Here is a 13741-nt window from a genome sequence, read left to right as displayed (position 1 = left end):
TTGTACGTTTCCGTTTCTTATTTCTTCAGCCACTTGTCCAGCCATTCGAAGAACACGCGTTGCCACAGCACGCCGTTCTGGGGTTTCAGTACCCAATGGTTTTCGTCGGGATAAATCAGTAGTTCGGCCGGCACGCCACGCATCTTGGCGGCATCGAAGGCTGCCATGGCCTGGTTGGCCAGGATGCGGTAGTCTTTCTCGCCGTGGATGCAGAGGATGGGCGTGTCCCACTTGTCCACGAACTTGTGAGGCGAGTTGGCGAAGGTACGTTGGGCTGTGGCGTTGTCTTTTTCCCAGTATGCACCGCCCATGTCCCAGTTGGCAAACCATTTCTCTTCCGTCTCCAGGTATTGCATCTCCATGTTGAAGATGCCGTCGTGAGCGATGAAGGCCTTGAAACGCTTGTCGTGGTGTCCGGCCAGCCAATAGACGGAGAAGCCTCCGAAGCTGGCACCTACGCAGCCCAGGCGGTCCTTGTCGACAAACGGTTCCTTGGCCATTTCGTCGATGGCGGTGAAGTAGTCCTTCATGCACTGGCCTCCGTAGTCGCCGCTGATGGCCTCGTTCCATTCCACTCCGAAGCCCGGCAGGCCGCGGCGGTTGGGAGCCACGATGATGTAGTCGTTGGCCGCCATGATCTGGAAGTTCCAGCGGTAGCTCCAGAACTGGCTGACGGGGCTTTGCGGTCCGCCTTCGCAGAAGAGCAGGGTAGGATACTTTTTGTTGGGATCGAACTGGGGCGGATAGATGACCCATGTCAGCATCTGCTTGCCGTCCGTGGTCTTCATCCAGCGGCCTTCTACGCGGCCCATGTCGAGCTGGTCGTAGATGTGCTTGTTCTCGGTTGTGAGCTGCTTGGCCTGTGCGAAGGCATCGCCTTTGCGCGTCTTGTCTACGGCATAGATTTCGTCGGCCATGCTCATGGAGTGGCGGGTGGTCATCAGCTTGTCGCCGCAGAGGGCGATGGAGCCGTAGTCGTGCATGCCTTCGGTGAGTTGTACCACCTGTTCGGGCTGGTCGAGGGCGATGTAGTAGATTTGTTCTTCGCCGTGCCATACGCCCAGGAAGTAGATGCCCTGCGAGTCGTTGTTCCACACGAAGGAGTCGACGTTCGAGGGATAGGCCTGGCTGAGGAACTTCTTTTCGCCCGTCTGACGGTCCATGATGAAAAGGCGGTTCCAGTCAGCTTCGTAACCGTCGCGCTCCATGCTCTGCCAGGCAATGTAGCGGCCGTCGGGCGAGTATTGCGGATTGGTGTCGTAGCCCTTGTTTTCCTCGGTGATGTTGCGGGTTTGTTTGCTGGCTACGTCATAAATATAGATGTCCGAGTTGGTGGAGATGGCATATTCCAGTCCTGTCTTCTTGCGGCAGGTGTAGGCCACTTCTTTGCCGTCGGGACTCCAGGCCAGTTGCTCGATACCGCCGAAAGGCTTCATGGGGCTTTCGTAGGGTTCGCCTTCGAGGATGTCCTGCACGTTGCTGATGGCCGATCCGTCGAAGTCGGCTACAAACGGATGTGGGGCAGTTGTTACCCACTCGTCCCAATGCTTGTACATCAGGTCGGTGACGATGATGCCTGTCGTTTTGTCCAGGTCGGGATATTTGTCCTGTGTGCTGGGCACGGTTTTCACTTGGGCGATGAAGAGCAGACGCTTCTCGTCGTGGCTGAAGGCAAATCCTTCGATGTCGCCTTCGTAGTCGGTGAGCTGACGGCGTTCCGTTCCGTCAGGGTTCATTTCCCACACCTGGCTGCTGCCGCTTTCACTGCTCAGGTAAGCCAACTTGGTGCCTCCCTTGATCCAGGTGGGCTGGCCTTCGTGCCACGTCGTACGGGTCAGCTGCGTATTGGCGCTGCCGTCGGCGTTCATCACGAAAAGTTCGGTATTGCTCTTGTTCTGGGGCACACTGTAGTAGCTCACGGTGTAAGCCACCTGTTTGGCGTCGGGCGAAGGGGTTACACTTCCGATGCGTCCCATGGCCCAGAGGGCTTCGGGCGTCATGCGGCGGTTCTCGATGCGGATATCCGAACGTCCGATGAGGTCTGCATCGCCTTCTTTGGTGGCTTCGGACGAGCTGCCGCACGAAGCCAGTGTCATCACTGCTGACATAAGTAAAAGGTTGGTTGGTTTCATATAAATGTTTTTTCGTTATGATTGTCTGTCTGCAAAGGTATGCATTCGTCCTGAAAAAACATTGTTTTCTTCCGATTATTAGAACCATTCCCTAAAAGCAGGGACACGTGCCTTGCTGATGAGGACCTTTTCGTCGGTAGGAGGGGTGAGCTGGAGCACCATACGTCCACCAAACCACAGGCTGACGCCGGTAACCGCCTTGTGGGCCACGATATACTGGCGGTTGGCGCGGAAGAACTGGCAGGGATTTCGGCCGTCCGGCGCGAGGGGGGGCCGCATCTCATGTACGGGATGGCGGATGTACATAAAAAAAGGGGCTTGCGCCCCCTTTTCCATTCTCAATTTTCCATTTTCCATTCTCCATTATAGAGGGCTTCCGCCTTCGCCCTCGTCGCCGCCCGGCTCTTCGGGTTCGGGTTGCGGCGTGTCGGTGCCGCCTTCATCCGGCGTGTCGGTGTCGGTGGTGTCGTCTGTCGTCTTGCCCACGCCGCGGCGCGAGAGTACCAGCGTGTACTGCGAGATGAGGGCGTTCACCGTCGTGGCGATGGCGGTCACTTCGGCCAGCGTCTCTTCGTCCGGCGCGAGAACGGTCGACTGGATGTAGAGGGCGTTCACGATGTCGGCCACGTCGGCATAGGCCGCTTCCATCGCCACGCGGGCCACTTTCATGTCGGGCGCCGAGGTGTTGCGCGCGTAGCGTTCGTCGGCGCGGGCGGTGTAGAGGGCGTCGAAGTCGTTGTTCGCCGCCTTCAGGTCGGCCACGAGCTGCGCGGCGCCCACTTGCTCTACCGACGGGGCGTAGTGGTCGGACTCTAGCTTGTCGACGATGTCGCGCACGGTGGCAGTGTTTTCGGTGTAGGGCAGGGTCGTCGGGTTCTGCGAGCCGACGGCTTCGAGGCAGCGTGCGGCTGCGGCAGCCACGTCGGCATCGGGGTCGAGCTCGGCGGACTGGAGGTGGAGCTTCAGGCGGCGGAAGAGGTTGTCGCGCGCGTTGTCTTTCTGCACCAGCGTGTCGGTGTCGACGTACTTCGTCGTGCGCGTGTAGCTGGCGTTTTCGTCGGCCAGGGCGGCGGTCATGCGCTGGTGGTAGGCCAGGAAGTTGTGTTTCGTGGCGAATTCCTTCGAAATGGCTTCGACGAGTTTGTTGAACAGGTAGTCGTGTTCCGCGTTGCGGGCCTTGCTCGTGTAGGGAACTTGCGATGTGATGATTTGCATAATAGTACTTGTTTTTAAAGTTAATAAATAGTTTTTTATAGGTTTCTCATTCTGTTTTTCCGTCGGAATGTCCGAAAGTCTCTCCGAACATTCTGGCGGCCTGTCGGACTTTCCGAAAGCTTCTCCGAGCGTTGGGACAGCCAAGCGGACTTTCCGAAAGCTTCTCCGAGCGTTTGGATGTTCCGTCGGACTTTCCGAAAGCTTCTCCGAGCGTTGGGACGCTTCGTCGGACTTTCCGAAAGCTTCTCCGAGCGTTGGGAGAGACTTTCGGACTTTCCGACAGCTTTTCCGAGCGTTGGGAGAGACTTTCGGACTTTCCGAAAGCTTCTCCGAGTGTTGGGACGCTCCGTCGAACATTTCGAAAGCTTCTCCGAGCATTGGGATGCTCCGTCGGACTTTCCGAAAGCTTCTCGGAGCGTTCGGGCAACCCGTCGAACATTTCGAAAGTCTCTCCGAATGCCTGTACGCCCCGTCGGAATGTCCGTCATTCTGCGCCCAATGTACAAAAAAACATCAGAACAGACAATTTTTTTGTGAAAAAAATGGATAAGCATTTTCTCTGTCAATCCGCATAATCCGTGGGCAGAAGTAAGATAAATCGGCATAATCCGGCGGTATTCCAAATATTTTTCGTAATTTAGGCCGCTGAAGGTAAGAAACAACATTACTTAATCTATAGACCATGAAAAAAATTCAGTTGACTTTGTTCTTGTCGTGTCTTCTGCTGATGGGATGCGGCACTTCCGAAAAAAAATCTGTAGCCATCGTTCCGCAACCCCAGTCCTGCGACGTGCAGGCGGGCAGCTACATCTTTGCGGCAGGCGGCGCTTTCAGTTCCAACCTGTCGGGCAGCGAGCTCGACGACCTCTCTGCCGTCCTTGCCTCCTCGCCTTTCCGCCTGACGGCTTCCGGGGATGCCGGCGCGGCTTTCCGCTTCGAGCGCGTAGACTCCCTGTCGGGCATATCCTCCGCCGAGGGCTACCGTCTGACGGTCGGCGCCGACGGTGTCCGTGCCGAAGCCACCACGCCCTCCGGCCTGTTCTACGCCTTCCAGTCGCTGCTTCAGCTGGCCGACGACGAAGGCGGCCGCTTCTCGTTGCCGTTCGTCCGCGTAAGCGACTATCCTCGCTTCGGCTACCGCGGCCTGCATCTGGACGTGTCGCGCCACTTCCGCTCAAAAGAGTTCGTGATGAAGCAGCTCGACGCCATGGCGCGCTACAAGCTGAACCGCTTCCACTGGCACCTGACCGACGGCGCGGGCTGGCGTCTGGAAATCAAGCGCTATCCCCAGTTGACGGAGCAGACCGCCTATCGCCCTTATCCCAACTGGAAAGCCTGGTGGAAGGGCGACCGCAGATATTGCCTCAAGGACGCCGAGGGCGCCGAGGGCGGATACTACACGCAGGACGACGTGCGCCAGGTGCTCGAACATGCGCGCCGGCTGCACATCACCGTCATCCCCGAAATCGAGATGCCCGGCCATTCGGACGAAGTGCTGGCCGTCTTCCCGCAACTCTCCTGTTCGGGCAAGCCCTACAAGAACGGCGAACTGTGCATCGGCAACGATGAGACCTTCACCTTCCTCGAGAACGTGCTGCTCGAAGTGATGGACCTCTTCCCCTCGGAATACATCCACATCGGCGGCGACGAAGCGGCCAAGAACAGCTGGGAAAAATGCCCGAAGTGTCAGGCCCGCATCCGCAAAGAAGGGCTGAAGGACGAGAAGGAGTTGCAGAGCTACCTGATACACCGCATCGAGAAATTCCTGAACGACCACGGCCGTAAGCTCATCGGCTGGGACGAAATCCTCGAAGGCGGCCTGGCACCCAGTGCCACGGTAATGTCCTGGCGCGGCGAGCAGGGCGGCATCACGGCGGCGAAGGCCGAACACGACGTCATCATGACGCCCGGCGAATTCTGCTACCTCGACGCCTATCAGGACGCCCCCGTCACGCAGCCCGAAGCCATCGGCGGCTACCTGACGCTTGCGAAAGTCTATTCCTACGACCCCGTTCCCGCCGGACTGACCGACGCGCAGAAGACGTTCATCAAGGGCGTGCAGGCCAACGTCTGGACCGAATACATCCCTACCGAAGAACATGCCGAATACATGATCTACCCCCGTCTGCTGGCCCTGGCCGAAGTGGCGTGGACCGCACCCGAGCATAAGGACTGGCCGCGCTTCCGCCAGGCGGCGCTGAAGGAAGTACAATGGTTGCAGTCGCAGGGCTACCATCCCTTCGACCTGAGCAAGGAGGTGGGCGAGCGTCCCGAGTCCCTCCAGCCTGTGGAGCACCTCGGCCTGCATTGCCCCGTCACGTATGCCCAGCCCTGGTCGTCGGCCTATCCGGCTTCGGGCGACTCCACGCTGACCGACGGCGTGCGCGGCGGTTGGACGTATGGCGACAAACGCTGGCAGGGCTTCCTGTGCAAGGACGTCGACGTAACCATCGACCTGGGTAAGGTGACGGACGTCAAGCTGGTCGAAGCTGACTTCCTGCAACTGCGCGGTCCCGAAGTCTGGCTTCCGAAAGAAGTCGTCATCTCCCTCTCCGAAGACGGACAGACCTTCACCGAAATGAAACGCATCGCCACAGACGTCCCCGTGACCGAAGAACGGCTCACCTTCCGCAACTATCGCTGGGAAGGCAACGCCAAGGCCCGCTACGTCCACTTCCAGGGACTGCTGAACCGCGAAGTGATGGGCTGGATGTTTACCGACGAAATCGTAATCAAATAATATAATAAGGTATCTATGACAAACAAGAAACTTTGGGCAGCCGCCCTGCTCCTGTCGGGAGCGGCTTCGGGCACGGTTGCCGCCGAAACCACAATCCATGCTTTTGCACCGCTTTCAGAAGTGGCCTTCACGGCGCCGAAAGATAACGTGGGACGCTACGTCAGCCAGCGCCCGTCGCCGGCCGACCGGCTGTTCCAGTCTGACATCATCGAGAAGAAGATTGCCGAAATCAAGGCACTGTTGAAAAATCCCTACCTGGCGTGGATGTTCGAGAACTGTTTTCCCAACACGCTGGACACGACGGTGCATTTCCGCCTGCTGGACGGCAAGCCCGACACCTTTGTCTATACGGGCGACATCCACGCCATGTGGCTGCGCGACTCGGGCGCACAAGTCTGGCCCTACGTGCAGTTCGCCAACGAAGATCCCAAGCTGAAATCCATGCTCGAGGGAGTGATCCGCCGCCAGTTCCTGTGCATCAACCTCGACCCGTATGCCAACGCCTTCAACGACGGACCGAAAGGCAGCGAATGGGAGACCGACCGCACCGCGATGAAGCCCGAGCTGCACGAACGCAAGTGGGAGATCGATTCCCTGTGCTATCCCTTGCGTCTGGCTTACCACTATTGGAAAGTGACGGGCGACGCCGGCATCTTCGACGAAAACTGGCTGAAGGCCGTCGAAAACATCCTGCGCACCTTCAAGGAGCAGCAGCGCAAGGAGGGCAAAGGCCCGTATCGCTTCCAGCGCAAGACCGAGCGCGCCACGGACCCTACCATCACCGACGGCTGGGGCGCCCCTGCCAATCCCGTGGGGCTGATTGTTTCCATCTTCCGTCCGTCGGACGACGCCACGACACTGCCTTTCCTCATCTCGTCCAACTTCTTTGCCGTGACCTCCTTGCGGAAGGCTGCCGAGATTCTGACCGAAGTGAACAAGAACGCCGACCTGGCCCGCCAGTGCACCGACCTGGCCGACGAAGTGGAGCAGGCGCTGAAGAAGTATGCCACGTGCGAGCATCCGAAGTACGGCACCATCTATGCTTTCGAAGTGGACGGCTACGGCAGCCACATGCTGATGGACGACGCCAACGTGCCCAGCCTCTTGGCCTTGCCTTATCTGGGCGATGTCGATGTGAATGATCCTGTTTATCAGAACACCCGCCGCTTCGTGTGGAGCGAGGACAATCCCTACTTCTTCAAAGGCAAGGCAGGCGAAGGCATCGGCGGACCGCATATCGGCTACGACATGGTGTGGCCCATGAGCATCATGATGAAAGCCTTCACCAGCCAGGACGACGAAGAGATTAAGGATTGTCTCCGCATGCTGATGGCGACCGATGCCGGTACGGGCTTCATGCACGAATCCTTCCACAAGGACAATCCCGAGAAGTTCACGCGCAAATGGTTTGCCTGGCAGAACACGCTGTTTGGCGAACTGATCATCAAACTGATCGACGAAGGCAAGTTGGATTTGCTGAACAGCCTTTAATGAATATAACTCTCAAAGAAAAACAATCGTAACGATATGAAAATCCTTTCACTTACTACAAGTGTAGTGCTATGCGGACTGCTGGCTATGCTGCCGTCCGCCTGCGTTTCGCAGAAAGAAAACAAAGTAGCGGGGCAGGACTACCTCAGCTACGTAGACCCCTACATCGGTTCGGGCGAGCACGGACATGTCTTTGTCGGCGCCAGTGTTCCCCTGGGCATGGTGCAGATTGGGCCGCAGAACATCCATAAAGGCTGGGACTGGTGTTCGGGCTATCATTATTCGGACAGCGTGCTGATCGGCTTCAGCCATACGCACCTCAGCGGCACGGGCTGTGCCGACTTGGGTGACGTGCTTCTGATGCCCTACGTGGGCGAGGTCCGTACGGCCCGTGGCGAACAGGACAACATCGAAGGCACCTGCTCGACCTACTATTCGCACGCGAACGAGGAAGTGGCTCCCGGCTACTATTCATTGCTGATGGACAACGGCGTGCGTGCCGAGCTTTCGGCTACCGACCGTGTGGCCATTCACCGCTACACCTATCCCGAAGGAACGCCGCGTCTGCTTGTGAACCTGAAGGAAGGCAACGGCGACCGTGCCTACGAGACCGGACTGAAGCGTGTGGACGAATATACGGTGGAGGGCTACCGCTTCTCCAAGGGATGGAGCCCGCAGCACAAAGTGTTCTTCGTGTTGAAGTCCGAACAACCCATTGAGAGTGTCGCCGTATTCGACGACGATACGCCGGCCGGTCAGGACACGCTGACGGGTAAGGCCGTGAAGGGTGTATTGACTTTCAAGAATAATCCGAAGAACGTGCAGCTGAAGGTGGCTTTGTCGTCCGTGAGCTGTGCCAACGCACTGGCCAATCTGGAGGCTGAGCAGCCCGGATGGGACTTCGAGAAGGTGCGCACGGATGCCGAAAAGCGCTGGAACCAGATGTTGTCATGCATTGACGTGGAGAGTACTGACGAGCGAGGCAAGAAGATTTTCTACACCAGCCTTTATCACATGTTCATTGCTCCGACACTGTATGCCGACGTAAACGGAGAGTTCCGCGGTCACGACGACAAAATTTATAAGGCAGATGGCTGGACCAACTATTCCACTTTCTCGTTGTGGGATACGTACCGTACCCTTCATCCGCTGCTCACCATCATCCGGCCGCAGCTGGTGCCCGACATGGTAAACTCCATGCTGAGCATCTACGACCAGCAGGGCAAGCTGCCTATCTGGCCGCTGGTGGGAGGCGAAACCAATCAGATGCCGGGCTACAGCGCCATTCCCGTCATTGCCGACGCTTATCTGAAAGGCTTCCAGGGCTTCGACTCCGAACGTGCTTTGAACGCTATGGTTGCTTCGGCCACGTACGAGAAGCAGCGCGGCGTGCCTTACGTGTTGGAAAAGGGTTGGATCCCTTGCGACAAGATGCCAGAAGCTACTTCCATCGCCATGGAGTATGCTGTAGGCGACTGGGGATTGGCCATGATGGCGAAGAAGATGGGCAAACAGGACATTTACGACACCTTCCTGAAGCGCGGACACTATTATGAGCAATACTTCGACAAGAGCATCAACTTCATCCGTCCGAAGATGGACGACGGCAGTTGGCGTACGCCCTACGATCCTTTCCAGTCCATTCACGGTTGGGGCGACTTCTGTGAGGGCAATGGTTGGCACTATACTTTCTTCGTGCCCCAGCATCCCGAAGGCCTCATCAGCCTGATGGGCGGCGACGAACGCTTTGTGGGCAAGCTGGATTCGCTCTTTGTAGCCGAAGGCGACATGGGCGAACATGCTTCGGCCGACATCAGCGGTCTGATTGGCATGTATGCCCACGGTAACGAGCCCAGCCACCACGTGGCCTACCTCTATGCTTATGCCGGGCAGCAGTGGAAGACGGCAGAGAAAGTCAGCTACATCCAGCACAACTTCTATACCGACCAGCCCGAAGGCATTATCGGTAACGAGGACTGCGGCCAGATGTCCGCTTGGCATGTGCTTTCTGCTTTGGGCCTCTATCAAGTGAATCCGTCCAATGGTATATTCGTTTTCGGTAGTCCACGCTTTGAGAAAGTCACGATCAACCTACCGGAAGGAAAGACCTTTACCGTCGAGGCTCCGGCCGCTAGCAAGGACAACAAGTACATCCAGTCCGTACGCCTGAACGGCGAGCCCTACACGAAGAGCTACATCAGCTACGAGGACATCATGAAGGGTGGTACGCTGAGCTTCGAGATGGGTAGAGAACCAAACAAGGCATTTGGTGCCGACGTAGCGGATAGACCCCATTCATTGGAAGAATAAGCACCTTATCTACCGGCAGATAGGTATTTTATCTGCTGGTAGATAATCACTTTATCCGTCGGTAGATAAATTCCTTATCCGCTAGCAGATAATCACTTTATCCGTCGGTAGATAAACTCCTTATTCGCTAGCAGATAATTACCTTATCTAATCTTAGATAGCCGCCTTGTCCGGAAGCCGATAGCCTTTTCGTCCGGAAAGGGCGGTTTTGTTATTCTTAATAATCTAATTGTCTATTAAGTTCTTATGAAAAAGAAAAAAAACATCGCTTTTATGTATGGCGGAGTAGGAGCTTTGTTGCTACTGTCCGGCTGTTCCGATGTGCGTACAGCTTCGGAAGGGTTCCTCCGTTCCGACTACTATACCCGAGGCATCGGCGTCTATCCGGGTAGTCCCCAGGAAGACTTTTCGCCTGAGCTCCTGCCTGATGAAGACCAATACCGCAATCTGGCCCTCCTGCGTGCCACGTACCAATCCTCTGCCTATGACTATAACCTGACATCGCAACTGCTGACTGACGGCATCGTGACCGACCGCGCTCCCCAGTATTTCGACCTCCAGACCGCCAAAGGCAGTGTGCCTAAGCGAGAACGGGAATGGATGATAGACGGAGGTCCCTATTCGCGCAACACCGTGCGCGGCGAGGAGGCCTTCTTCCTGTTCAGCATGCATAATTATAACAAGACTATCAGTCGTGCGATCGTGACCGGTACTCTGATTTACGATGACAAGGCGGCTCAGGGTGGTTACGAAATGACGTGGGAAGCCTCGAACGATGGTACTACTTGGACGGTTCTGGCCGTGAACAAGGGGGCCGGACTGCCCGGCAAGGCTCGTTCCGGTCGAGTAGAAGTGAACGATCCCAACAAGCAGACTGGTACCGTTTCCATGCCGATGCGTCGGTTGGAAGAAACGTTTGAGTTTACTAACACAACGGCCTATACTTCCTATCGCATCCGTCTGCGGATGAAGGGTGCTTTCGAGTGGACCTTCCACGAAGTGGAGTTCTCCAATGCCGACGGAGTGGTGGACCTGAAGCCCTCGCAATTCTTTACAAGCACTTGGATGAGCGCTACGGCGGGCGAGGAGTGGGTCAGTGTAGATTTGGGCTCACATTCAGAATTTGACAAGGTGATCCTTCACTGGGTGAATAAGGCCGTCGAGGGACGGATACAGACTTCGGGCGATGCACAGACCTGGACCGACGCGGCCCCGCTGCCCGGCGGTGAGGGACTGACGGACGAGATAGCCGTTCGGGGCAAGGCGCGCTACGTGCGTGTCTGCATGGACCGGTCGGTCGATGGCGGACGCTACATCCTGAGCGAACTGGAGGTGATGGGACGTGGCGGATTGCTGCCCCGTGCGGCAGCCATGCCCGAGGCGGCTGGCGGACGGCTGACACTTTCAGGTGGCGGCTGGCAGTTGCAGCGCGCTTCCGAGGTGCAGGCCGGCGGTGTGGAAATTGCTTCGCCTGCCTACAAGACCGAAGGATGGGTGACGGCTACGGTACCGGGTACGGTACTCACTTCCTACAAGAACGTGGGAGCCTTGGCCGACCCCAACTACGCCGACAACCAGCTGATGATATCCGAATCGTTCTTCAACTCCAACTTCTGGTATCGCAACGAGTTCCAGGTGGCGCCCTCGTTCAAGCGCGACCGCATATTCCTGAACTTCGACGGCATCAACTGGAAGGCGAATGTCTACCTGAACGGAAAGCAGGTCGGTCGCCTGGAAGGAGCCTTCATCCGCGGCAAGTTCGACGTGACGGACTGCGTGAAGGAAGGTACGAACGTGCTGGCTGTAGAAATCATCAAGAACGCGCACATCGGTGCCATCAAGGAAAAGAACAAACAGAGCACGGACTTCAACGGTGGTATCCTCGGTGCGGACAACCCCACGTTCCATGCCACCATCGGCTGGGACTGGATACCCACCATGCGCGGACGTAACATCGGTATCTGGAACGACGTCTTCCTGACAACAACCGGCAAGGTGACCGTGCAGGATCCCTACGTGCAGACCCAGTTCGCTCTGCTCGATACCACACAGGCCCGTCTGACAGCTGAGGTGGTGGTGAAGAACCATGATGGCAGGGATGTAAGCGGTGTCTTGCAGGGCAAGGTAGGCGACGTTACCTTCGAGCAGCCCGTGGAGCTGAAGGCGGGCGAGGAGCGGACCGTTGTGTTCGATGCAGACCGTTTCCCCCAGCTTCAGGTGAAGAATCCGCGTCTGTGGTGGCCCAACGGTTATGGTACACCTTATTTATATGATGCCAACTTTACGTTCAAGGTGGGCGAGGAAGTATCCGATGCCCGCGACTTTAAGGTAGGTATCCGCCAGATGACGTTCAACGAAGACGGCGGTGTACTGAACCTCTACGTCAACGGACGGCGCTTCATCGGCCGTGGCGGTAACTGGGGCTTCAGCGAATCGAACCTCAACTACCGCGGACGCGAATACGAGACAGCTGTGGCCTACCATGCCGACATGAATTTCACCATGCTGCGCAACTGGGTGGGTATGATTGGCGACGAAGAACTGTATGACGCCTGCGACAAGTACGGCATCATGATCTGGCAGGACTTCTGGCTGGCCAATCCCGCCGACGGTCCCGATCCTTACTATCCCGACATGTTCATCGCCAATGCCGAAGATTATGTGAAGCGCATCCGCAGCCATGCCTCCATCGGCTTGTACTGCGGCCGCAACGAGGGCTTCCCGCCCGAGACCATCGACAAGGCTTTGCGCCGTATCGTGAAGGAAGAACATCCGGGAATGCACTACATTTCTAGTTCGGCCGACGATGTGGTGAGCGGCCACGGTCCCTACCGCATGTTGCCTGCCAAGACCTACTTCACGCTGGAGACCGGCAACGACAAGTTCCACAGCGAACGCGGTATGCCCAATGTGTTGACCTACGAAAGCTTCCTGCGCACCTATTCGCCCGAAGGCATCTGGCCGCAGTCCGACCAGTGGGGTATGCACGACTATACGTTGGAAGGAGCACAGGGTGCCACATCCTTCAACGAGATTATCGCGACCGGATACGGACAGCCCGAAAGCGCCAAAGAATTTGCCGATCTAGCTCAGTGGGTGAACTACGACGGCCATCGCAGCCTCTTCGAGTCGCGCAGCAAGAACCGCATGGGGCTGCTGATGTGGATGAGCCATTCGTGCTGGCCTTCGATGGTATGGCAGACGTACGACTACTACTTCGAGCCGACGGCGGCGTACTTCGCCATCAAAAAGGCGTCCGAGCCGCTGCACATCCAGTGGAACCCGGCCACCGACGAGGTGGAGGTGGTGAACTACCACGCCGGCCTGCGTCCCGGCCTGAAGGCCCGTGTACAGGTGCTCAACATGGATGCCACCGTAGCCTGGGAGAAGGAAGTCACGGTAGACAGCCGTGAAGACACGACCGAGAAGTGCATCAAGCTGGAATTCCCCGACGGGCTGAGCCAGGTTCATTTCATCAAGCTGGTGCTGGAAGAGAACGGGAAGGCCGTTTCCGAGAACTTCTACCACCGCAGCAAAGTGGAGAACAACTATCAGGCGCTGAAGCAGCTTCCGAAAGTCTCTTTGCGTGCACAGACCCAATATGACAAGGGGGACGACGGCGAATGGAAGGCCGAAGTAACGGTGGAGAACCGTTCGGACGCCCCGGCGCTGATGGTTCGTCTGAATATTGTGGGCGACAAGGACAGCAAGCAGTTCCTTCCCATCTTCTATTCCGACAACTACTTTGCGTTGTTGCCGGGCGAGACGAAGGTGGTGCGTGTGCATTGGAAAGATGTGGATACGCGTGGCAACGCGCCCCTGCTGAAGGTGTCCGGTTATAATGTAGAATAGT

The 13741-nt window shown here is 57.2% G+C and carries 7 protein-coding genes; 4 read left to right on the top strand and 3 right to left on the bottom strand.

Going from position 1 to position 13741, the window contains the following annotated elements; genetic code table 11:
• Nucleotides 1-17 precede the first annotated feature (17 nt).
• From BQ8005_RS03000 to BQ8005_RS02990, 3 genes are all read right to left on the bottom strand, one after another.
• Nucleotides 18-2132: a dipeptidyl-peptidase Dpp5 gene (locus BQ8005_RS03000; RefSeq protein ID WP_075316997.1), complete on the bottom strand. Its 2115-nt coding sequence runs from the start codon at nucleotides 2130-2132 to the stop codon at nucleotides 18-20.
• Between the two features lie 78 nt (nucleotides 2133-2210).
• Complete coding sequence (locus BQ8005_RS02995; RefSeq protein ID WP_159436194.1) at nucleotides 2211-2411, bottom strand: LytTR family DNA-binding domain-containing protein; 201 nt, start codon at nucleotides 2409-2411, stop codon at nucleotides 2211-2213.
• An 84-nt stretch (nucleotides 2412-2495) separates the two neighbouring features.
• The gene (locus tag BQ8005_RS02990) at nucleotides 2496-3347 is read right to left on the bottom strand and encodes a DUF6261 family protein (protein WP_075316995.1); all 852 of its coding nucleotides are present in this window, start codon (nucleotides 3345-3347) and stop codon (nucleotides 2496-2498) included.
• A 682-nt stretch (nucleotides 3348-4029) separates the two neighbouring features.
• Between BQ8005_RS02990 and BQ8005_RS02985 the strand changes: the two genes are divergently transcribed.
• The 4 genes from BQ8005_RS02985 (at nucleotide 4030) to BQ8005_RS02970 (ending at nucleotide 13740) form a co-directional block, all read left to right on the top strand.
• On the top strand, nucleotides 4030-6087 hold the full coding sequence (locus BQ8005_RS02985) for a glycoside hydrolase family 20 protein (protein ID WP_075316994.1): 2058 nt from the start codon (nucleotides 4030-4032) through the stop codon (nucleotides 6085-6087).
• A 15-nt stretch (nucleotides 6088-6102) separates the two neighbouring features.
• Nucleotides 6103-7578 (top strand): glycoside hydrolase family 125 protein, encoded by a 1476-nt coding sequence (locus BQ8005_RS02980; protein ID WP_083610482.1) that lies wholly within the window; start codon nucleotides 6103-6105, stop codon nucleotides 7576-7578.
• Between the two features lie 87 nt (nucleotides 7579-7665).
• On the top strand, nucleotides 7666-9888 hold the full coding sequence (locus BQ8005_RS02975) for a GH92 family glycosyl hydrolase (protein WP_075316993.1): 2223 nt from the start codon (nucleotides 7666-7668) through the stop codon (nucleotides 9886-9888).
• A gap of 246 nt (nucleotides 9889-10134) precedes the next feature.
• Nucleotides 10135-13740 carry a glycosyl hydrolase 2 galactose-binding domain-containing protein gene (locus BQ8005_RS02970; protein WP_075316992.1) on the top strand — a complete coding sequence of 1202 codons (3606 nt, stop codon included), beginning with the start codon at nucleotides 10135-10137 and terminating at the stop codon, nucleotides 13738-13740.
• Nucleotide 13741 lies beyond the last annotated feature (1 nt).

This window comes from Bacteroides togonis, from assembly GCF_900130135.1.
GTDB lineage: Bacteria > Bacteroidota > Bacteroidia > Bacteroidales > Bacteroidaceae > Bacteroides > Bacteroides pullorum.
Note: the sequence above shows the minus strand (reverse complement) of the source record. Positions and strands in the feature narration are given on the sequence as shown.

Coding starts and splice junctions, on each gene's coding strand:
- BQ8005_RS03000 (WP_075316997.1), bottom strand. CDS start 2,132: ATGAAACCAACCAACCTTTTACTTATGTCAGCAGTGATGACACTGGCT.
- BQ8005_RS02995 (WP_159436194.1), bottom strand. CDS start 2,411: ATGCGGCCCCCCCTCGCGCCGGACGGCCGAAATCCCTGCCAGTTCTTC.
- BQ8005_RS02990 (WP_075316995.1), bottom strand. CDS start 3,347: ATGCAAATCATCACATCGCAAGTTCCCTACACGAGCAAGGCCCGCAAC.
- BQ8005_RS02985 (WP_075316994.1), top strand. CDS start 4,030: ATGAAAAAAATTCAGTTGACTTTGTTCTTGTCGTGTCTTCTGCTGATG.
- BQ8005_RS02980 (WP_083610482.1), top strand. CDS start 6,103: ATGACAAACAAGAAACTTTGGGCAGCCGCCCTGCTCCTGTCGGGAGCG.
- BQ8005_RS02975 (WP_075316993.1), top strand. CDS start 7,666: ATGCTGCCGTCCGCCTGCGTTTCGCAGAAAGAAAACAAAGTAGCGGGG.
- BQ8005_RS02970 (WP_075316992.1), top strand. CDS start 10,135: ATGAAAAAGAAAAAAAACATCGCTTTTATGTATGGCGGAGTAGGAGCT.